This is a genomic window from uncultured Porticoccus sp. (genome assembly GCF_963975625.1).
Classification (GTDB): domain Bacteria; phylum Pseudomonadota; class Gammaproteobacteria; order Pseudomonadales; family Porticoccaceae; genus Porticoccus.
Genome location: NZ_CAXBHS010000009.1, coordinates 87,940 through 107,761 on the forward strand (window position 1 = coordinate 87,940; position 19,822 = coordinate 107,761).

The window sequence follows — 19,822 nt, forward strand, 5'->3', positions numbered from 1 at the left end:
TTGGTTCAATGCCTGTCTCTCGAAAATGATGAATAAAACCAAAAGTGAGAGGGATCAATGTCGTCAATTCTCCTCCGGCATAAAGATCAAGTCAGTCACCCCGAAGTCCACACCCTTCTGGGACAGCGCCGCTGTCACCTGTCCACGATGGTGGGTTTGGTGGTTGAAGAAATGCACGATAGCCTGAGCGAAGTCCACATTCCGCTCGGTATTGCTCGACAAACTGACATAGTTCAACCGTTCGGGCGGCGGGGATAACGCAAGGCTTTGTGCCCAGGCAATAATGTCCCTGTCAGCTTTCTCCCGGGCGTGTCGCAACTGGGCATAATCACCGAACAGCTCCTGGGTCAGGCTTTTCACTGTGACGGGTTCGTTTTTGAATCGGGCCAGCCACATCAGGTCACAGACCAGCAAGTGATTGAGGGTGTTGTAGATGGAGCCGAAGAACAGGCCGCACTCCGACCGGCGCTGCTCCTGGGTCAAGGTCTCCGCAGCCGAATACAGACCGCCATTTATCCACTGGTTGTAGCGAGCCATGGTGTTGGCGTAGCTGGCCAAGTCGAAGGTCATTGTCTTTTCTCTCCACATTCGTCATCAATCAATGCCTGATAGGCAAGTGACAGACGCTGATATACAGGCCCGGGACACTGGGCAATCTGCCGACCATCGATTGTTTTAACTGGAATCAACCGCGCACCGCTGCCGCAGATAAAACACTCCTCGGCAGTGTAAAGATCGTAGCTGGTGAGGGACTTCTCGCGAGCCTCCAGTCCTTGTTGAGGCGACAGCTTCAAAATGGTTTCGCGGGTAATACCTTCCAAGGCACCGTCCTGAACTGGCGGCGTTAGCAGCGATCCCGCCTTGACGACAAAGATATTCTCGGCGCTGCATTCCGCCACATGACCAAACTGGTTTAGCAAAATAGCTTCATCAACTCCAGCGGCATTCGCTTCCGCTCTGGCCAGAACCGAATGCAGGTAATTCAGGGATTTGACCCTTGCATCCAGCCCCGTCCCGACTGCTCGCTTGATACTGCTGGTGATCAGGCTAACCCCCTGGCGCCGGGTTTCATCACTGACCAACGACAGTGATGCCGGAATGATAAAGACATTGGGCGCGGTGCAATTGCGGGGGTTCAGCCCCATATCCCCCTCACCCCGGGTCACTAAAATCCGCAGGTAACCATCGCCCATGCCCGAGCGAGCGATACAGGCCATGACTGCTTCTGCGAGGGTATCATCGGTATAGGGAACAGTGATCGCCAGTGCACTGAGGGAGCGGCGCAGCCGCGCCAGGTGACGATCCAACCGAAAAGGATGCCGGTGATAAAATCGCAGTCCTTCGAAGCAGCCGTCACCGTATAGCAAACCGTGGTCATAGATCGACACGACCGCCTGGTCAGCGCTCACCAGCTCACCGTTCTTCCAGCAAGAGTACTTCGTTTTTGTATGACACATGGATTGGGTCTGGGGTTGGGGTTGGGGTTGGACCTGCATCCGATATCACCTCACAGAGTTGACGCCCCCGTACCGTCTGAAAGATGACGATGCCATTGATGGGCTCATCGGAGTCAGGCTATTGAGGGAGCAATGCAGACAGTGTAATCTTTCCAAGAAAAGGGTACAGATACAGTTTATACCAATTTGAACGGGTACAGATTTTGGACGCACCACGCTTTCAACTCCATCGCTACGAGCAGCTTGCCGAACAGCTGACCAGGGAGATCCAGGCAGGACGCTACAGTCCAGGAGAAAAAATTCCCGGAACGCGTGTGCTGGCGGAAACCCATGGTGTCAGCATCAATACTGTCCTCCAGGCGCAGAAGCTATTGGAAAACCAAGGCATGATTGAAGCGGTTCCGCGCTCGGGATTCTTCGTCAAATGGCGCGGCGAAGACGCCGCACAGCTGGTAAAAAGCCCGGCCAAGGCCACGTTGAAACCGATATTGGTGAAGCGCCAGCGACTGGCGCTGGATTTGATCCAGGCCACTGGCAGCAAGACCATGGTGCAACTGGGGGCGGCCCTACCCCACGAGAGCTACTTCCCCGGACAGGATCTGCAGCGAATCGCCGCCCGAATCAGCCGAGCCGACGATACCGGCTTTATGCGCTACGAAGTCCCGCCCGGATTGCCATCACTCTGCGAATCCCTGGCGCTGCGGATGCTGAGCTACGGCTGTGAGGTGAGTGCCGCGGATATCCTCGTCACCAACGGCTGTCACGAAGCACTGATTATTGCCCTCAAGTGCGTGGCCGAACCCGGTGATGTGGTATTGCTGGAATCCCCCACCTACTATGGTTTGCTGCAGGTGATCGATACCCTGGGACTGCGCGCAGTGGAAATCCCCTGCCACCCCGAGTCCGGCATGGATCTGGACAAGGTCGAGGACGCCTGCCGGCAGTGGGACGTCAAGGCCTGTATCGTCGTCAGCAACTTCAGCAATCCGCTGGGGAGCTGCCCAGACAACAACCAAAAGCAGGCGTTACTGTCGCTGCTCAATAGCTTCGATGTACCGTTGGTGGAAGACGATATCTACGGTGACCTTGCCTTCGACGGTCATCGCCCCGCGCCCTACAAACACATCGATACGGCCGGGGAGGTACTCTATTGCAGCTCTTTCTCCAAATCCGTTTCCCCCGGCCTGCGGGTGGGGTGGCTATCACCCGGTCGCTATACGGAGAAAGCCGCCTACCTGAAATTCACCCAGAATATTGCCAGCGCTACATTGAACCAACGGGTACTGGATGAATACCTGCGCAATGGCGGCATGGACAGGCATGTCCGCAAAATACGCCGCCGTTATGCCGCGAATATAGGGCAATGCATTGACCTGATTAAAACGACGTTTCCACCCGGCACCCGAACCTCCCAACCCCGCGGCGGCTTTGTCTTGTGGGTGCAGTTGCCTGGGGAGTTCGATACCACCGAGCTTTACCAAAAAGCACTGGAACACAGGATCAGCATCGCCCCTGGGTATTTATTTTCCAGCGATCAACGATTCAAACACCATTTCCGAATAAACTGTGCTTTGCCGTGGGAACCAATTCTGTCCCCAGCCTTGCGCGCACTTGGACAATTGTTGAATTGACAAGTTTTCATGCAGCAGCTGCCACCAACTGTTCCAATGCCGCCCACAAGGGAACCCGGAAGTCATACTGCCCCTTTCTAAAACATTACGCCTGTTGTTACGTGCTCATTCCACAGAAATCGAGTATACCAGAGCGCCATGTTGTGGGAGGGTAACAATCCGCCGTGTATAATCTACCCAGAAAAAGAGGTGCCGCCACTTCTATGATACTCAAGGAAAGACCATCATGAATATACGCAGTAGAAAGTTCTTTACTCTAACTTTGCTAGCCTTTATAGCTGTGGTGGCGACGTTTGTCTGGCAACACTATCTGTCACCGGACCTTGACCAGGGACTGGCCTCAGGGAATGGCAGGGTGGAGGCGACAGAAATCGATATCGCCGCGAAACAAGCCGGGCGTATTCGCGATATTCTCGTGACTGAGGGGGATTTCGTTACTGTTGGCCAAGTACTGGCGGTAATGGATACCGAAAATCTTGAAGCACAGTTGCGGCAGGCCGAGGCCCAGCTGCGCCAAGCTGAAAGCTCTGTGGCCATTGCCCACAGCCAGGTGAAGCTTCGCCTGGCCGAGCGTCAGGCCGCTGTTGCGCTTGTGGCTCAGCGCCAGGCCGAACTCAACGTGGCAAAGAAACGCTATCAGCGCTCTGCCTCCCTAACCGAGCGTGGTGCCAGATCACAACAAGAAGTGGACGATGACTTCGCTACCCAACAGAGCGCCGCCGCTGCCCTGGCTGCCGCCGAAGCCCAGGTGGCGGCCAGTGATGCCGCCATCGAAACGGCACAGGCCCAGATCGCCGGCGCGGAGTCTACGGTTGCAGCGGCCGCGGCCAGTGTCGAGCGGATTGAGGCGGACATTGCCGACAGTGAACTCAAGGCCGTGCGGGATGGCCGGGTGCAGTACCGGATAGCCCAGCCCGGCGAGGTGGTGGCCGCCGGTGGCCGGGTTCTCAACCTGGTGGATCTGCGGGACGTCTACATGACCTTCTTCCTGCCCACGGCCATGGCGGGCCGGCTCGCCCAGGGCGCGGAAGTGCGTATCGTGCTGGATGCCGCGCCGGAGTATGTTTTCCCCGCATCGGTGTCGTTCGTGGCGGACGTCGCCCAGTTCACACCAAAGACGGTGGAAACCGCCAGCGAGCGGGAAAAACTGATGTTTCAGGTCCGCGCCCAGGTGCCCCACGATGTGCTCGACGAAAACCTGTTGCGAGTCAAGACCGGCCTGCCTGGGGTGGCCTACCTGCTGGCGGACAGCAAAGCCACATGGCCCGACCACCTTGCCGTGAAGTTGCCTTGAGGGTTAACAGCCCATGGCAACGACCAAAATGACCGACGCCGTTGCGCGGATCGAAGGCGTAACCCACCGCTACGGCAAAACCCAGGGGCTGGACAATGTCACGCTTTCCATTCCCGCCGGGATGATGGTCGGGTTAATCGGCCCCGATGGGGTGGGCAAGTCAAGCCTGCTGTCCCTGCTGGCGGGCGCCCGCCGGTTGCAGCAGGGCCGCATCGAGGTGTTGGGTGGCGATATCGACAGCGACAGCCACCGTCGGCGGGTATGCCCGCGCATCGCCTTCATGCCTCAGGGGCTGGGCAGGAATCTCTATCACACCCTCTCGGTCTACGAAAATGTTGACTTCTTCGGTCGCCTGTTCGGCCACGGCACGGCGGAGCGTGAGAAGCGTATTGCCCAGTTGCTTGAGGCTACCGGCCTTGCTCCCTTCGCGGATCGTCCAGCGGGCAAACTCTCCGGGGGGATGAAGCAAAAGCTTGGCCTGTGCTGCGCCCTGATCCACGACCCCGACTTGCTGATCCTTGACGAACCCACCACCGGGGTTGACCCTCTGTCACGCCGCCAGTTCTGGGCGCTGATCGACCGCATCCGCCAAGCCGCGCCGGGTATGAGCGTGGTGGTGGCCACCGCCTACATGGAGGAGGCCGCGCGCTTTGACTGGCTGGCGGCTTTCAATGACGGCCGGGTTCTGGCCGAGGGTTCGCCAGCGGAATTGCTGATGAAAACTGGTGCCGAAAGCCTGGAGGCGGCCTTTATTGCTCTGTTGCCCGAAGCACAGCGCGTTCGCCACCATCCGGTGACGATTCCTCCGCGCGAGGCGATGGCAGAGGAAGAAATCGCTATTGAGGCCCGGGAATTGACCATGCGTTTCGGGGATTTTACCGCCGTGGATCGGGCAACTTTTCGCATTCCTCGGGGCGAGATCTTTGGCTTTCTCGGCTCCAACGGCTGCGGCAAGACCACCACCATGAAGATGCTTACCGGCCTTCTGCCTGCAAGCTCCGGCCAGGCCTGGTTGTTCGGCCGGGAAGTGGACACCGGGGATATCGCCATCCGGCGGCGGGTGGGGTACATGACCCAGTCCTTCTCCCTCTACGGCGAGCTCACCGTGCGCCAGAATCTTAACCTCCATGCGCGCCTGTTCAGGCTGCCGGAGGATGAGATTGCCGGGCGGGTGGCGGAAATGGCGCGGCGCTTCGAGCTGGAACAGGTGCTGGACAGTTTGCCGGACGCTCTGCCTCTGGGGCAGCGCCAGCGGTTGTCGCTGGCGGTGGCCATGATCCACGGCCCGGAAATGCTGATCCTCGACGAGCCCACGTCCGGGGTGGACCCGGTGGCGCGGGACGGATTCTGGCGGATCATGGTGGACCTGGCGCGCAACGACGGCGTGACCATTTTCATTTCCACCCATTTCATGAACGAAGCCGAGCGTTGCGACCGTATCTCCCTGATGCACGCCGGGCGAGTGCTGGTGACCGACACCCCCGAAAACCTGATAGCCAGCCGTCAGGCGGCGTCACTGGATGACGCCTTCGTGGCCTATCTGGAAGATGAAGTCGCCCGCGACGCGAAGGGGCACGGGCAACCGTCGCCCGCCGATGCCGGCCTCGCCCGTGAGGTCGGGTCCGCGCCCGCGGCGGGAGCGGCCGACGGGCGGGGTCGCAAGCCGCACTGGTTCAGCCGCCGGCGCATGTACAGTTATACCCGGCGCGAAACCCTGGAACTGCTGCGGGACCCCATTCGCCTCACCCTGGCCATGGTGGGAACCCTTATCCTGATGTTTGTGGTGGGCTACGGCATTACCATGGATGTGGAAGACCTCACCTTTGCGGTGCTCGATCGCGACCAGACCGCCACCAGCCGCGACTATGTTCTCAACCTGTCGGGCTCGCGGTACTTTGTCGAGAAGCCACCCCTGGCCGGTTATGGAGAGCTGGAGCGGCGTATGCGCAGCGGTGAAATCAGCCTGGCCATCGAGATCCCGCCGGGCTTTGCCGCCGACCTGGCCCGAGGGCGGTCGGTGGAGATCGGCGCCTGGATTGACGGCGCCATGCCCAGCCGGGGCGAGACCATCAGCGGCTATGTGCAGGGCATGCACAGTCACTGGCTGGCGGGCAAGGCCCGGGAGGCCCTCGGTTCCAGCGCCCTGGCCCGGCCGGCCACGGTGGAGACCCGCTACCGCTACAACCCGGACGTGAAAAGCCTGGTGGCCATGGTGCCAGCGGTGATTCCCCTGTTGCTGATGTTGATTCCCGCCATTCTCACCGCCCTGTCGGTGGTGCGGGAAAAGGAGCTGGGCTCTATCGTCAACCTCTATGTCACGCCGGTGAATCGCCTGGAGTTTCTGCTCGGCAAACAGTTGCCCTATGTGGCACTGGGCATGTTCAACTTCTTTTTGTTGGCGCTCTGTGCGGTAGCCGTATTCCGGGTGCCCCTCACCGGCAGCTTCCCCACCCTGACGCTGGCAGCCCTGCTGTACGTGTTTTGCGCCACCGCCCTGGGGTTGGTGATGTCGACCTTTACCCGCAGCCAGATCGCGGCCCTGTTCGGTACCGCCATATTGACCCTGGTGCCCGCTGTGCAATTTTCCGGCATGATCGATCCGGTTTCCTCCCTCGAAGGCGTCGGTCGCCTGGTGGGGGATATTTATCCCGCCACCCACTTCCTCACCATCTCCCGGGGTGTGTTTTCCAAGGGGCTCTCTTTTGCGGATTTGCATACCTCTTTCCTTGCGCTGCTGGTCGCCGCGCCGGTGTTGCTGATGGCGGGCACGCTGTTATTGTCGAAGCAGGAGCGCTGATATGGCCCTGGCAAACATCCTGCACCTGGGCGTCAAGGAATTGCGCAGCCTCGGCCGCGACCCCATGATGCTGGTGCTGATCGTCTACGCCTTCACCCTGTCCGTGTACACGGCCGCCACCGCCATGCCCGAATCGCTCAATAAGGCGCCCATCGCCATTGTCGATGAGGACCGTTCGCCCCTGTCGGCTCGGATTGTCGATGCCTTCTACCCGCCTTACTTTTCCCAGCCGGTGTTGATCGACGGGCACAAGATGGACGAGCGCATGGACGCCGGCCTCGACACCTTTGCCCTCAATATCCCCCCTCATTTCCAACGCGACCTGCTGGCCGGCCGGCAACCGGAAATCCAGCTCAACGTGGACGCCACCCGCATGGGGCAGGCGTTTACCGGAAACGGCTATGTCCAGGCCATTGTCAATGGTGAGATCAGTGCTTACCTGGAACGCCACCGCAACCTCAGTACGCCGCCCGTTGATCTCGTACTGCGCGCCAGCTTTAACCCCGAACTCAACAAAGTGTGGTTCGGTTCGGTGATGGAGGTGATCAGTAACATCACCATGCTGGCGATCGTTCTCACCGGCGCGGCGCTGATCCGCGAGCGCGAGCACGGCACCGTCGAGCACCTGCTGGCCATGCCGGTGACGCCCTTCGAGATCATGGCCGCCAAGGTTTGGGCCATGGTGTTGGTGGTCCTGGTGGCCACCACGCTGTCTCTTTCCCTGGTGGTGCAGGGCTGGCTGGGTGTGCCGATCGAGGGGTCGGTGCCGCTGTTTCTGACCGGCGCTGTCCTGCACCTGTTCGCCACTACGTCCCTAGGGATTTTCCTTGGCACCGTGGCGCGCTCCATGCCCCAGTTTGGGCTGTTGCTGATGCTGATCCTGCTTCCGCTGCAAGTGCTTTCAGGGGGAATGACCCCCAGGGAGAGCATGCCGGCCGCCATTCAGTACCTGATGTTGCTGGCGCCCAATACCCATTTTGTCATGCTCGCCCAGGGCATCCTCTACCGGGGTGCGGGCTTCGCGGTGGTCTGGCCCCAGTTTGTCGCCCTGCTGTTTATCGGCGCCGGGCTTTTTTCGTTGTCCCTGGCCCGGTTTCGCAAAACCATCGGGGCCATGGCTTAGACTATGTGGAAAAATCCATACCTTTTACTCCTGGCGTCCACGCTTGCTGCTTCCAGCGGGGTGGTTGCGGGCACGGCAGCGCCTGTACCGGAACGTGGCAGTACCCTGAGTGTCGTCTACGAGAACGACACCTTCTACAACCGGGACAGCCACTACACCAATGGCGTGCGGTTGAGTTGGATCCCGGGCTCGGCCGAAACGCCTCAGTGGGCGCTCGATCTTGCCGGTGCTATTCCCTGGTTCCCCCGTGATGGTCAGGTGCTGCATGGCTACTCGTTCGGCCAGAACATGTATACCCCCAGGGATATCACCCTCGAAAACCCGCCGGACGGGGAACGCCCCTACGCCGGCTGGCTCTACGGCAGTGTTGGCCTTGGGGTGGAAACCGGCCTTCAGCTCGACCAGGTGGTTTTAACTGTGGGGGTGGTGGGCCCTGCTTCCCTGGCGGAACAGACCCAGAAGGCCGTGCACCGGCTGGTGAACGCCGATGACCCCAAAGGCTGGGATCATCAGTTGCGCAATGAACCCGGATTAATCCTGGCCTGGCAGCGTAACTGGCGCGCTTTGGTGGATACCACCCTGGTGGGCAACCAATTCGATATCACACCCCATATGGGCGCAACGGTGGGGAATATCCATACCTATGGCAACGCCGGGCTGACCTTGCGCTATGGCGACAACCTACCCCTCGACTACGGGCCGCCACGTATCCAGCCCGGCCTGACCGGTACCAGCAGTTTCGTCCCGCGCCCCGACATCGGCTGGTATGTATTCGCCGGGATAGAAGGGCGCGCCGTGGCTCGTAACATTTTTCTCGACGGCAACAGTTTTCGCAGCGGCTACAGCGTGGAGAAAAAGCACTGGGTGGGCGACTTGCAATTCGGTGCAGTACTGGTGTGGCGAAACGTCCGGCTGAGTTATACCCATGTGATACGAACCAGGGAGTTCGACAGCCAGAGCGAGAGCGACGATTTCGGTTCACTGGCTATTTCTCTACAGTTCTGAGGTAACTTCTCACTATCTAGGGCTTAGGGGCATTGAGTTGAATTGAATTGAACCGTGCACCCAAAATCAGGATAGCAGGTAAAGAGCAACCTGGAAGCATAGCGACCCTGCTCAACCCACAAGGTGTCTTTTGACTTTCTACAACACCATCGCCCTGGCAACGATCATCACCCTGCTCGCCGCCATTCCCAGTAGCAGTGTCGCCCTGGTGGTGATACGCGCCTCCACGATGGGTGTCAAACAGGGTGTTATCACCTCTCTGGGTGTCGTTGCCGGCGACCTCGTTTTTGTAGCAATGGCACTGCTCGGCTTGAGCGCATTGTCGGAACAGTTGGGGGCTTTGTTTGTGGTGATCCGCTACCTGGCGGCAGGCTATCTGATTTGGTTTGGCCTTAACTTGATCAGGAACCACGCTCACAGGGTTCCCCAAGGGGAGCCGAGCGTTCCACCTAACGGGGCGCGAGCCACATCAGCAAGCTTCCTGTCGGGATTTTTATTAACGCTGAGTGATATCAAGGCGGTGTTTTTCTACGCCAGTCTCTTTCCCGCGTTTATTGACCCCATCACACTGCGTAGCGTGGATATTGCCGCCATCTTTGGCATAACCCTATTCGCTGTTGGTGGCGTCAAGATTCTGTACGCAGTCTCCGCCAGCAAGATGGTGAAGCTATCCGGCAGATTGTATTTTCAAACCAAAGCAAAACCGGTAGCGGGCGCCATGATGATAGCCACGGGGGGCTATCTTCTCGTGAAAACCTGAGGGCTCAATGGGATCGCCCTAATTAAACATCCTTTGAGCCTGCGATATATTTCCTGCGCGAGGCTATTTCCGAAGCGATTCTGCTGATCCGACTCGGCGATTACTTTTTCGAGCCAGTGAATTGGATAATATTGTTAGGGAATTCCCTGGATTCTACCTCCCGAGAAAACCGCTGGGCCACCTTCTGGATTTCCCGGCCAACATGAGCGTATTGCTTTGAGAAAGGCGGCCAGTAGTCTCCAAGACCCAAGGCATCGTTTATGACCAGCACCTGCCCATCGCAATCCGATCCGGCGCCAATGCCGATGGTCGGGATGGTCAATGTCCGGGTAATACTGTTAGCCAGGTCGTGGGGAACATGTTCGATCACCAGCATAAAGGCGCCGGCTTCCTGAATCGCAGCCGCTTCCTTTTGAATCCGTAGCGCTTCCTCGGCGTTTCGCCCCACTTTGGCAAAGCTATTGGCGGTTTGTGGCAACAGGCCGGTATGTCCTACCACCGCAATACCCTCCTCCACCAGATACGAAATAATGTCGGTCTTGGGGCCTTCCAACTTGATGCTGTCTGCACCAGCAGCCAGCAGTCGTTTCGCGTTAGCCAATGCCAGCTCAGGTGTTTTGTCCGACTCGAAGGGCAGATCGCAAATAATATGAGTATTGAGTGCACCCCGGCGCACAGCACCTATGTGGTAAACCATATGCTCCACGGTCACCTCGCGGGTACTGTCAAACCCCATTTCCACCATGCCCACGGTATCACCCACCAAAATAATGGGGATGCCTGCCGCCTCAAGCTCCCTCGCCACCGGGCAGGTATAGGCCGTCAGCATGGTAATTGGCCTCGAACCTTTCATTTGCACAAAATCAGTTGCAGACAGTTTCATCGGTGCTCACTCCCATCAAGAAACGTTATCGGGTATTACACCGCAGAGATCATAATCGGGAATATCGTCCCATGGCAAAGTCGATGGCCTCCGCCAGTCGGTCGCCACCCCAGAACATTTCATCACCGATCATAAAGGTGGGTGACCCGAAAATGCCCAGTTCCACAGCCTGACCAGTCTGGTCCCTGAACTTTTGCTTACTCTCCTCCGAAAGAGCATGGGCAATAACGCCCGCGCTATCCACATTCAGTTGGTGGAGGATTTCGCCGATGACAGTGGTATCCGCGATATCCTGGTCATGGACGAAGTTGGCCCGGTATACCGCCTGGATAAACGCGGTTATCCACGGGGCGTCCTGGTTAAGGCAGGCTATGCGGCCTGCCAGCAGGCCGTTACGGGGGAACCGCGTAGGCTTATGAAAGGGAATGCCCTGCGCTGCGCACAGCCTTTCCATATCCCGCCACATGTATCGCCCTTTCGGGGGATAGAGATTGAAAGGCGAGTCGTTCCAGCCCTGTTGCTTGAAAATCACGCCCAGCATAAAGGGCCGCCAGTGCAGCAAAATATCGTTTGCCGCCGCCAGCTGTGTGGCCCGCACTACCGCCGGATAACTGTAGGTGCTGGCAAAATCAAACCAGACCTGAATCGTCGTTGCCATGATTACCTAAACCTCCTTGAATATGAAAAAACGTTGCGCCAATCAACCGTGGAATTCGCCCGTCAATACTGTCTTCGCCAAGCCGCTCAATATCACCCTGGAACCCGACAGTTCCATATCCACGATTCCGGTGCGGGCCGATGCCTGGTAACCCCGCAGCGTCCTGCGCCCGAGACGGTGCCCCCAATACACTGCCAGCAGGCAGTGGGCCGACCCGGTAACCGGGTCTTCCGGGATGCCAGCGGCGGGGGCAAAGAACCGGGAAACGCAATCCACTCCATCCTCATCCCCCGGCGACGTGACGATCAGGCCACGAAAAGGTAATGTTTTCAGAAAGGCCAGGTCAGGCTGCAGTTCCCGCACATCATCAGCCTGCTTGAACACGACAAGCACATCTTCACCACCCCGGCCAATCCATTCCGCCTGAACGCCCAGAATGTCTGAGATGCTCGCCTGCATATCCGGGGGAAGCTCCACGGGTGAATCCGCAGGCAGTTCCAACCTGATGACATGCTCCTTGCGAGTAGCAGAGAGCAGACCACTGCGGGTACGAAAGTCAATCATGTCACGGCCAACCCCGCGCTGCCAAAGCACATGGGCAGTGGCCAGGGTGGCGTGCCCACAAAGATTGACTTCGCAACTGGGCGTAAACCAGCGCAGTACCCATTCATTGGTTTGCAAATGCCAGGTAAATGCCGTTTCAGAAAGATTCATCTCGGCGGCCACATTTTGCATCCACTGGGGAGACTCCCTGCCGGTCAGAATGCAAACAGCGGCAGGATTGCCCGTGAACGGGCCACTAGTAAACGCATCGACAATGTAAAGGGGACAGGGCATATGAACTCCAGTGAAACCGTCGGGAAATTCTTAAAAGTCACTGTAAACACCCCTTTCTTTTCGGTACAGTTTCAAAACAATTATATTGATCCGTTACAGATTCACTTTTAAAAAATCTGTACCGATAAAAACAGGTTCAAACTGTACAGGTTAAACTCTATTGGAAAGCCCACAAATGGAAACACTGTATCAACAGGTCGCCGATGAGCTAAAGGCAGGTATTGAGCGGGGCGTCTACCAACCGGGCGACAAACTCCCGGGGGTACGCACCCTCAGCAAGCAACGTAACGTCAGCATCGCGACGGTCATCACCGCCTACCGTCACTTGGAGGATGCCGGCCTGATCGGGGCGCGCAACCGCTCCGGGTATTACCTGCGGGAAAAATCCCAGCCACTGGCCCCGGAGCCGTTGACATCCAGACCACCCAACAAGCCTGTGCCTGTCAACGGGCAGGCCCTGGTGCTCAATATGGGCAAGGCATCCCATGACCCATCGGTCATACAGCTGGGAGCTGCTGTACCCGATGCCTCGTTCCTGCCGGTTCGCGCCATTGAGCGGGCCATCACCCAGGCCGCAAGATTCCACCGGGACAGTGTTGCCGCCTACGAATTCCCGCCCGGCCTGCCCGCCTTGCGTCGACAGATTGCCCGGCGCATGGTGGAAGCGGGTTGCCCCGTTCACCCCGACGAGATCGTGATCACCAACGGCTGCCAGGAAGCCCTCTCCCTGGCGTTACGGGCCGTCACCAAGCCCGGCGACGTGGTGGCCGTTGAATCACCGACCTTCTACGGGCTGCTTCAGGTCATCGATAACCTCGGCCTGAAAGCCCTGGAAATCCCCACCCATCCCCGCACCGGTATTTCCCTGGAGGCCCTTGAGCTTGCCCTGGAACAGTGGCCCATCAAGGCCTGCGCGGTGACACCCAACTTCAGCAACCCCCTGGGAAGCTGCATGCCGGACGACCACAAGACCAGATTAGTGGAGCTGCTGGCCAGCCACGATATTCCTCTGGTGGAAGATGATGTCTATGGCGACCTGGGCTTCAGTACCGTGAGACCATCCATCTGCAAGGCGCTATCGCCAGCCGGAGATGTACTGTATTGCGGCTCGTTTTCCAAGACTCTAGCGCCAGGGTTGCGCATCGGCTGGATCGTACCGGGACGCCACCAGCAACAGGTGGAGTACATGAAATACGTGCTCAATCTTGCCACCCCCACAATCCCCCAGCTCGCTGTCGCCTCCCTGCTGGAGGGTGGCCAGTATGAACGCCACCTGCGCAAGGTGAAAAACGACTATGCGCTCGCCGTTTCTCGCATGTCGGGCACCGTCATGGCGCTGTTCCCGGAAGGCACCCGCATCACACGACCGGAGGGCGGGTTTGTCATCTGGGTAGAACTGCCCAAAGACGTCAACAGCCTCGAACTGGCCCAGCAAGCCATGGCGCGGGGTATCAGTATTGCCCCGGGGCCGATCTTTTCTGCGAGCCGGAAATACCGGAATTTCATGCGTCTTTCCTGTGCCTGCCGCTGGGATGAAACAGCGATGAAGGCCCTGTCCACCCTTGCGGCGTTAGTGACTCGAAAAGACGTTAATAGCATCTAGCCAAAGGCGACGTTGTGCACTACTGCATCGGTACAACAGGCACTATCCTTCATCAGGAATGCCCCAATCTGTTATGCATAACAGCTAATTTATTTGCATCTGTGTACTAGCACAATATGCGCTAACTGTCCCTATACCACCGGGGCGAATGCAACCAGACTTTGCCTGCTGATCCATCGCAGGGAGAGAACGATGCATAACGAGCATCCCCAAAAATCGCAAACTAAACAACGTTTACCAACATGGCTTAAAGGCCTGTTGCTGCTGACTGTTTTCATATTATTCGCCGCTCTCTTTATCCAAGATGTGACTGACACCACGCCACCCAAGCACCCTTGGTGGTGGTATATCCATTGACTACGAAAAGTTAAGGAGCGGAGGTTTGCTTCTAGCAACAAAATGCATTGAGCATGGCAATACTTGCGAACAGCAATTCTTTGAAAGTTATTTCAGAAACATTAAGCCATCGTCAAGCAATTAAGATTGAATTCCGAAAGACTTCGTAGCTTTATATCAGCCACATCATATTTCGGATTATCAAAATCGTGCCTCGGCGGCACGACAACCGCCTTTATGCCTGCCGACTTAGCCGCTAACACACCGGAAACCGAATCTTCAAAGGCAATGCAATTACTGGCATCGACCTGTAACTTAGTCAGTGTCGACAGATATACCGCCGGATCAGGCTTGCCACTTTCGACATGCTCAGAAGAGGAAATGCTTTGAAAATAATGGCCTATATCTAGCTTTTCCATCACGGATGCAACCAATCGAAAAGGCGAGTTCGTGGATAGGCCAATCCTGTACTGTCTTTTATGAAAATCGTCTAGTAACTCCCTGACACCAGCCATCGGCCGACCATCTTTTTTGATCAGTTCGTCAACACAGTCAATGACATCATTTTCAACTGCTTCGATGGATTTGTGCTTCCATGGAAAACGATCATACCAAAATTCAGTTACCTCTCTAGTCGTCATGGATGCAGTTTTTTCACAAAGCGAATCTGATAAATCTACACCCACCGAGGAAAACACCATTCTCTCGGCTTTAGTCCAAAATGGCTCGGAATCGATCAACAGACCATCCATGTCAAAAATTACGGCATTCATATTCACAACCCACTTATTTCTTAAATCGACAACCTACATGGTCACCACTCTGACGTTACAGTGGCTTTGAGACCGAGGTGGCTTTGTACAAACTTTGGCCGGGAAGCTATTTTCAGTGAACACTGATGAGATTGTCTACCCTTGCTTATTTTGTCTAACCTTCACGAGTTGCCGATCAGCTAACCGATAGATAATCCACGTTTCCACCCAATTTCCCATGAAGCTCTACCACCACTTACCGTCGCGGCGACCTGATGTCCCAGTCGCTGTTCAATCACCGGTTTCCAGGGCACCAGGCTGAATCCCATGCCATCGTCCAGCATGGCGAAGCGGCCACTTGTAAGCATCAGACTGCGGCGGTAGATGCCACTGACCCGCTCACCATTGGAGGGCTGTCGATACTCCAAGCCGGTTTCCGCTGTGATGCCCTGCGCAGTCCTGGCCAACTCCCGATTGCGCAGCGTCGACAGTAGATTGCGTGCGAGAATCACGCGGCGGCCTCGTTTCTCCGCGAGGCCTTCTTCCACCAGGAAGTCGGCTCGCTGTTGCAGGGCCTTGCCCACCTCGGCACCGAAGCCTTGACCACCACCGACATCCCTGCCGTTTATCAGTTGCTGATCCAACCAGGTGGCACCTATGGCCCGGGCCTGCCGTTCGATGGGAAGGTGGGATTTCAGGGTCACGGCAATACCACCACTGCGCTGTCGATCGTATTGCCGACCCTGCTCCGGTAGATCGGCCGGTACGCGCCAGACGTCGTCGCCCAGGCGCTCCACAATGCCAGCGCGGCGCAAGGAGGCTTCCAGTCGGCGGCGATGGGAGGTCAGTACGTCTTCAGGATCACGTCCAGGAGTATTCAAAGTCTGTTGAATCTGATCCGGGTTCATACGGTACAAACCCTCCTCGGCCAGTACGGCAATATCTCGATCCACTGCGCGGAGTTTGCCAACACCTGTTGCTTCAACCACGGCACCCATGGGGAACTCTCCCAGTTCCACCTTGGCAGGCAGCGCCACGTAATGGGCCTTGCCGTCGATGCCATCGAGCACCAGATAACCACGGTCGTTCAATTCGTCGGCGAGTCCCTTGGCCGCGACACGACCGATAATGGGTCTTTCATCCTCACCGGGTTCGAACACGTCCAGTTCACGCTGCCTTCCGCTCATGGCTCGCTGCATGGTGCGGATAATGTCGCCCCGCTCCCCCATCGTTCGCAGTGTCCGCTCCGCTTCTGGATGGAGCCTCCAGCCACCGGGCTGCCGTTCGCTCGCCAGCCCCATGCGCTGCAAACGCTGCAGCCGACCAATCAATAAAAGGCGCTGACGTTTCAGGTGTGGCTCAGCAAGCTTTTGCATATCGAGCAGGCCGTCCTCTGCCTCGCGCTTCAGGGTACGATCCAGGCCGGTCCAGCGTTCCTGTTCGACCTCCTGTTGCAGACTGTGCTGGATCTCCAGCTCGGTGCGCGGCCCCAGCCAACCGGTGGCCAGTTCACAGGCGCGTCGTCGCATGCCGTGGGCAATATAGTCACGCGAGATAATCAGGTCTTTGCCCTGGTCATCCCTGCCTCTCAAGACGATATGGGTATGGGGGTTGTCGGTATTCCAGTGATCCACCGCCACCCAGTCCAGTTGCGTACCCAGATCCTGCTCCATGCATTGCATCAGGTCGCGGGTATAGCGGTGCAGGTCTTCCAGCTCCGCCGCATCCTCGGGTGAAACAATAAAGCGGAACTGATGGCGATCCTTACGGCCGCGCTGCTCGAAGTCGGCGAGGTCGGTATCGTCACTCAGGGCACTGTAGGCCCTGCCCTGTTGCCCGTCACGGCCTACGCCTTCACGCTCGATATAGCGCAGATGGGTGATGGTGGAACGCTTCCCCGCTTTGGAGAGGTTCACCAGCCGGGTCTTGATGGTGACGCGCCGGGCATTGGGCGCCAGGGACTGCCCGGCAAAGCGGGCGGCAACATGGCCACGGCCCAGTCGCGCCCCTGGACGGCCACCTCCCTTGCGAGCCCGGGACCCCGCCTTGCTGGCTTGCTTGATGACCGAGTTGATAAAGGTTTGGCCGCGATTTTTCGGTGCGTTGGGCCTGACCTTGAACTGCTCGCCCTCGTCATTGCGGCGCCGACTCATGGGGAACCTCCAGCGAAGTCCAGCAATAGGGGGGGCAAGTGACACGCGGCTATACCAGTGCGGACGTGGCATTGGCACTTTCCACGGCACGCTACACACTCCAGGCGCGTGCCGCGTCCACCCCATGTGCAGACTGCCTTTTCGCGAGCCAAGGTGCCGCGACCTTTTATCTTGCCCTGCATTCTTCCCCGGCCTCTAGGCTCGGGGACGCGATGCCCCGGTGACGCTGCAATGCGTGACGGCCGGTCGCCGGCGAGCGTCGGCCCCGCCAACGGTGGAGGGCGCTCGGGGCAAGATATCTGCACAGGGGACTGCCGCATTTCGGTTGGCGCGACTGCACCCTTGCGACAGCGGCAGTAACACGAAAAGAGCATGACAATTGTTCCAACTTTCGCTTTCACGCTGGTCACTCCAGGTCGAGTCGGTGGGCCACGCCAATCACGTTTGCCCTATCGATAGGACCAAAATAGCGGCTGTCGAAGGAGGCCAGATTGGTGGTGCTGAGCAGGAATAGTTCGCCCTCAACAAGCTGACGGCATCGCGTCCAGGAAGGCAATGGGCGAGCCTGTGCATCAATGAGCAACACCTGGGCCACGGGTGCGCCATCAATGCGCACGCGGCCACTCTCAATACAGACATGCTGCGGTGCTGCCGCACCGACCCGTTTCAGCAGCGGTACATCCAAAGGCAGGTAGCCACGTTGATCCGCCAGTACCGCAACAGCATCAGGCAAATCAACCAACACAATGCTGTCCACCGGTATCGCATTTACGTCCGTACCAAGCAGTGTTATGTGATACCAGCCGATCGGCACACTGTCAGAGGCGTTGTAGACCACCCGTGCTTTTGACGGCGTGAATGCCGCCCAGACCAGTGCGGCCAAACCGGCTGCCATTAGCACCAGAACAGTGACACACGCCATGCGACGTGAACGGGAGTTCACAGCAGTTTCCAGTGTCATTGCAGCGCCCTCCCCGCCAACCAGGCTGCATGGCGGTTGGCGTCATAACCGGGTAGCGGCTGTCGTGCGGCGAGACGATTGCTCAACAAGCGCCAATACGTCGGAGAGACATCAGCAGGCTCAATGCATTGTGCTTCGATGACGTCGATCTGGGACAAGACTGCGCGCACATTTCGCTCGCCCTCGACGTTCAGCAGGATGTGTGCGCCGGGTCGCACACCACGCACCCGCTGCATACCCTCTTGCGGTCGGCCGCTTTGCAGGACCATCAGTTGCCAGCGCGTGGTGCCGTAGTCGTTCGACTCCCAACGGATGCGGCAAAATAGCTGCGCCGGGGGAAACACCGCGCAGCGTCGCCACCGATCAATCTGGTGAACCCGCAATGGGCAACCGAAGCGCAGGTACAGGTTGATATGTTGCTCGATGTAGAGCAGCGAGACGCGGGTCAAGGGTGCGTCGCCGTTCGGCGCGGTGAATGCCCGAGGCGGCATCGACAGCAAGTTGTTCGCGGGTGACTCGTCCAGCATCATGCGCCCTCCTCCGGAAACTCGCGCTCCAGCAATGCACGCAGCAATTCCGCCACCGTGGTGTTCCGGGTGAAGGCCGACACCTTGATACGGGCGCGCATCGCCGGCGTCACATCCAGTGTCAGCCGGGCGGTGTAGAGCTCTCCCTTTTGCACGGCGTTGGCATCGCCCTGGCGTATCCAGGCTTCGGCATTGGGATCGGCCGGCGGACGTGCGCCGATGGCAACGCGTTTGCAGCCTTTTCCACTCATGGCACCCTCCGCAGCAGTTCATCGGCCAGGACGGCAATCTCACGGGCCGCCATACTGTCCGGTGCAGTCTCCCGGGCCAGGCGACCTGCTGCCACGCTGTCGGCAAAGACGATACGCTGGCACACCTCGGTGGCCAGTGCCGGGAAAGGTTGTTCATCCAAAGTGCCACGGGCTTCGCGGCCGATCACCGTGCGCACCACGCGCCGGTTGATCACAAAAGCCGCGGCCAGGTGTGGCCGGAACACCTGCGCCTCGCGGATCAGTGCCACCATCTCGCCACTGGCCCACAGATCGTAGGGGCTGGGTTGCACGGGGATCAGCACCTGCTCTGCAGCCATCAGCGCGGAACGGGCAATTGCGGCAATGCGGGGCGGGCCATCGATAACGATGTGATCGCAACGCCGGGCAAGCTCCGGCGCCTCCTGGTGCAGGGTTTCCCGGGCGAGCCCCACCGCACTGAACAAACGGGGCAGCCCTAGCTGGCTGCGCCGCTGTATCCAATCCAGGGCCGAGCCCTGAGGATCGGCATCCAGCAGGATGACCTGTTGACCGCGCAGTGCGAGCTCCCCGGCGATATGGGTAGCGAGTGTGGTCTTGCCCACACCGCCCTTCTGGTTGAGCAGGGCGATGATCATGTCGGCACCTTCCCCGATGCATCGTACCGTTTGGGGAAACCCGTTCGATTTATCCACTGCCCCAAGGGGTAATAAATTGTTAAATCAATATATTGATTGTTAGGTATTACGTTAGAGAGAAGCGCAAGCCGCGTGGTCATTGAGCTGGCGGAGAATGCG

Annotated in this window: 19 protein-coding genes; 8 read left to right on the plus strand and 11 right to left on the minus strand. The window is 58.3% G+C overall.

From position 1 onward, the window contains the following. Nucleotides 1-63: 63 nt before the first annotated feature. On the minus strand, nucleotides 64-570 hold the full coding sequence (locus tag AACZ64_RS09520) for a DinB family protein (protein WP_293614230.1): 507 nt from the start codon (nucleotides 568-570) through the stop codon (nucleotides 64-66). Then, on the minus strand, nucleotides 567-1,496 hold the full coding sequence (gene ilvE / locus AACZ64_RS09525) for a branched-chain-amino-acid transaminase (RefSeq protein ID WP_339639940.1): 930 nt from the start codon (nucleotides 1,494-1,496) through the stop codon (nucleotides 567-569). The genes AACZ64_RS09520 and ilvE overlap by 4 nt, the downstream gene beginning before the upstream one ends. Nucleotides 1,497-1,660: 164 nt before the next feature. On the opposite strand from ilvE, the gene AACZ64_RS09530 reads away from it, so the two are divergent. The 6 genes from AACZ64_RS09530 to AACZ64_RS09555 all read left to right on the plus strand — a co-directional run bounded on the left by AACZ64_RS09530 (nucleotide 1,661) and on the right by AACZ64_RS09555 (nucleotide 10,067). Beyond that, nucleotides 1,661-3,088: a PLP-dependent aminotransferase family protein gene (locus AACZ64_RS09530; RefSeq protein WP_339639942.1), complete on the plus strand. Its 1,428-nt coding sequence runs from the start codon at nucleotides 1,661-1,663 to the stop codon at nucleotides 3,086-3,088. A 226-nt stretch (nucleotides 3,089-3,314) separates the two neighbouring features. Then, nucleotides 3,315-4,382 carry an HlyD family efflux transporter periplasmic adaptor subunit gene (locus tag AACZ64_RS09535; protein ID WP_339639943.1) on the plus strand — a complete coding sequence of 356 codons (1,068 nt, stop codon included), beginning with the start codon at nucleotides 3,315-3,317 and terminating at the stop codon, nucleotides 4,380-4,382. Nucleotides 4,383-4,395: 13 nt separating this feature from the next. Then, on the plus strand, nucleotides 4,396-7,179 hold the full coding sequence (rbbA, locus tag AACZ64_RS09540; RefSeq protein WP_293614227.1) for a ribosome-associated ATPase/putative transporter RbbA: 2,784 nt from the start codon (nucleotides 4,396-4,398) through the stop codon (nucleotides 7,177-7,179). Between the two features lies 1 nt (nucleotide 7,180). Then, nucleotides 7,181-8,302, plus strand: coding sequence for an ABC transporter permease (locus AACZ64_RS09545; RefSeq protein WP_293614226.1), 1,122 nt, complete (start codon nucleotides 7,181-7,183; stop codon nucleotides 8,300-8,302). 3 nt (nucleotides 8,303-8,305) lie between these two features. After that, the gene (locus AACZ64_RS09550; RefSeq protein ID WP_293614225.1) at nucleotides 8,306-9,307 is read left to right on the plus strand and encodes a lipid A deacylase LpxR family protein; all 1,002 of its coding nucleotides are present in this window, start codon (nucleotides 8,306-8,308) and stop codon (nucleotides 9,305-9,307) included. A gap of 130 nt (nucleotides 9,308-9,437) precedes the next feature. After that, the gene (locus AACZ64_RS09555) at nucleotides 9,438-10,067 is read left to right on the plus strand and encodes a LysE family translocator (RefSeq protein ID WP_293614224.1); all 630 of its coding nucleotides are present in this window, start codon (nucleotides 9,438-9,440) and stop codon (nucleotides 10,065-10,067) included. A 100-nt stretch (nucleotides 10,068-10,167) separates the two neighbouring features. Here the strand turns inward: AACZ64_RS09555 and panB are convergent, their stop codons facing one another. The 3 genes from panB to AACZ64_RS09570 are packed head-to-tail and all read right to left on the minus strand — an operon-like array spanning nucleotide 10,168 to nucleotide 12,445. Continuing rightward, on the minus strand, nucleotides 10,168-10,950 hold the full coding sequence (panB, locus tag AACZ64_RS09560; RefSeq protein ID WP_293614223.1) for a 3-methyl-2-oxobutanoate hydroxymethyltransferase: 783 nt from the start codon (nucleotides 10,948-10,950) through the stop codon (nucleotides 10,168-10,170). Nucleotides 10,951-10,999: 49 nt separating this feature from the next. Continuing rightward, complete coding sequence (locus AACZ64_RS09565) at nucleotides 11,000-11,608, minus strand: 2-hydroxychromene-2-carboxylate isomerase (RefSeq protein WP_293614222.1); 609 nt, start codon at nucleotides 11,606-11,608, stop codon at nucleotides 11,000-11,002. A 42-nt stretch (nucleotides 11,609-11,650) separates the two neighbouring features. Continuing rightward, nucleotides 11,651-12,445, minus strand: a complete 795-nt coding sequence (locus AACZ64_RS09570; RefSeq protein WP_293614221.1) for a PhzF family phenazine biosynthesis protein — start codon at nucleotides 12,443-12,445, stop codon at nucleotides 11,651-11,653. 175 nt (nucleotides 12,446-12,620) lie between these two features. Between AACZ64_RS09570 and AACZ64_RS09575 the strand changes: the two genes are divergently transcribed. After that, nucleotides 12,621-14,048, plus strand: coding sequence for a PLP-dependent aminotransferase family protein (locus tag AACZ64_RS09575; protein WP_293614220.1), 1,428 nt, complete (start codon nucleotides 12,621-12,623; stop codon nucleotides 14,046-14,048). Nucleotides 14,049-14,240: 192 nt separating this feature from the next. Further along, nucleotides 14,241-14,405 (plus strand): hypothetical protein, encoded by a 165-nt coding sequence (locus AACZ64_RS09580; RefSeq protein ID WP_293614219.1) that lies wholly within the window; start codon nucleotides 14,241-14,243, stop codon nucleotides 14,403-14,405. 101 nt (nucleotides 14,406-14,506) lie between these two features. On the opposite strand, the gene hxpB is transcribed toward AACZ64_RS09580, so the two are convergent. The 6 genes from hxpB to parA form a co-directional block, all read right to left on the minus strand. After that, on the minus strand, nucleotides 14,507-15,157 hold the full coding sequence (gene hxpB / locus AACZ64_RS09585; RefSeq protein WP_293614218.1) for a hexitol phosphatase HxpB: 651 nt from the start codon (nucleotides 15,155-15,157) through the stop codon (nucleotides 14,507-14,509). Between the two features lie 179 nt (nucleotides 15,158-15,336). Then, nucleotides 15,337-17,289 carry a relaxase/mobilization nuclease and DUF3363 domain-containing protein gene (locus tag AACZ64_RS09590; protein WP_293614217.1) on the minus strand — a complete coding sequence of 651 codons (1,953 nt, stop codon included), beginning with the start codon at nucleotides 17,287-17,289 and terminating at the stop codon, nucleotides 15,337-15,339. A 406-nt stretch (nucleotides 17,290-17,695) separates the two neighbouring features. Next, the gene (locus AACZ64_RS09595; protein ID WP_293614375.1) at nucleotides 17,696-18,211 is read right to left on the minus strand and encodes a S26 family signal peptidase; all 516 of its coding nucleotides are present in this window, start codon (nucleotides 18,209-18,211) and stop codon (nucleotides 17,696-17,698) included. Between the two features lie 35 nt (nucleotides 18,212-18,246). Further along, nucleotides 18,247-18,741: a DUF2840 domain-containing protein gene (locus AACZ64_RS09600; RefSeq protein ID WP_293614374.1), complete on the minus strand. Its 495-nt coding sequence runs from the start codon at nucleotides 18,739-18,741 to the stop codon at nucleotides 18,247-18,249. A 35-nt stretch (nucleotides 18,742-18,776) separates the two neighbouring features. Continuing rightward, nucleotides 18,777-19,028 (minus strand): chromosome partitioning protein ParB, encoded by a 252-nt coding sequence (locus tag AACZ64_RS09605; RefSeq protein ID WP_293614216.1) that lies wholly within the window; start codon nucleotides 19,026-19,028, stop codon nucleotides 18,777-18,779. Further along, the gene (parA, locus tag AACZ64_RS09610; protein WP_293614373.1) at nucleotides 19,025-19,663 is read right to left on the minus strand and encodes a ParA family partition ATPase; all 639 of its coding nucleotides are present in this window, start codon (nucleotides 19,661-19,663) and stop codon (nucleotides 19,025-19,027) included. Before parA ends, AACZ64_RS09605 begins: the two co-directional genes overlap by 4 nt. Between the last annotated feature and the right edge of the window lie 159 nt (nucleotides 19,664-19,822).

Excerpts from the sequence above, each read along its gene's own strand:
- AACZ64_RS09520 (WP_293614230.1), bottom strand. The coding sequence starts at position 570 with ATGACCTTCGACTTGGCCAGCTACGCCAACACCATGGCTCGCTACAAC.
- ilvE (WP_339639940.1), bottom strand. The coding sequence starts at position 1,496 with ATGCAGGTCCAACCCCAACCCCAACCCCAGACCCAATCCATGTGTCAT.
- AACZ64_RS09535 (WP_339639943.1), top strand. The coding sequence starts at position 3,315 with ATGAATATACGCAGTAGAAAGTTCTTTACTCTAACTTTGCTAGCCTTT.
- rbbA (WP_293614227.1), top strand. The coding sequence starts at position 4,396 with ATGGCAACGACCAAAATGACCGACGCCGTTGCGCGGATCGAAGGCGTA.
- AACZ64_RS09545 (WP_293614226.1), top strand. The coding sequence starts at position 7,181 with ATGGCCCTGGCAAACATCCTGCACCTGGGCGTCAAGGAATTGCGCAGC.
- AACZ64_RS09550 (WP_293614225.1), top strand. The coding sequence starts at position 8,306 with ATGTGGAAAAATCCATACCTTTTACTCCTGGCGTCCACGCTTGCTGCT.
- panB (WP_293614223.1), bottom strand. The coding sequence starts at position 10,950 with ATGAAACTGTCTGCAACTGATTTTGTGCAAATGAAAGGTTCGAGGCCA.
- AACZ64_RS09565 (WP_293614222.1), bottom strand. The coding sequence starts at position 11,608 with ATGGCAACGACGATTCAGGTCTGGTTTGATTTTGCCAGCACCTACAGT.
- AACZ64_RS09570 (WP_293614221.1), bottom strand. The coding sequence starts at position 12,445 with ATGCCCTGTCCCCTTTACATTGTCGATGCGTTTACTAGTGGCCCGTTC.
- AACZ64_RS09575 (WP_293614220.1), top strand. The coding sequence starts at position 12,621 with ATGGAAACACTGTATCAACAGGTCGCCGATGAGCTAAAGGCAGGTATT.
- AACZ64_RS09580 (WP_293614219.1), top strand. The coding sequence starts at position 14,241 with ATGCATAACGAGCATCCCCAAAAATCGCAAACTAAACAACGTTTACCA.
- hxpB (WP_293614218.1), bottom strand. The coding sequence starts at position 15,157 with ATGAATGCCGTAATTTTTGACATGGATGGTCTGTTGATCGATTCCGAG.
- AACZ64_RS09590 (WP_293614217.1), bottom strand. The coding sequence starts at position 17,289 with ATGAGTCGGCGCCGCAATGACGAGGGCGAGCAGTTCAAGGTCAGGCCC.
- AACZ64_RS09595 (WP_293614375.1), bottom strand. The coding sequence starts at position 18,211 with ATGGCGTGTGTCACTGTTCTGGTGCTAATGGCAGCCGGTTTGGCCGCA.
- AACZ64_RS09600 (WP_293614374.1), bottom strand. The coding sequence starts at position 18,741 with ATGCCGCCTCGGGCATTCACCGCGCCGAACGGCGACGCACCCTTGACC.
- AACZ64_RS09605 (WP_293614216.1), bottom strand. The coding sequence starts at position 19,028 with ATGAGTGGAAAAGGCTGCAAACGCGTTGCCATCGGCGCACGTCCGCCG.
- parA (WP_293614373.1), bottom strand. The coding sequence starts at position 19,663 with ATGATCATCGCCCTGCTCAACCAGAAGGGCGGTGTGGGCAAGACCACA.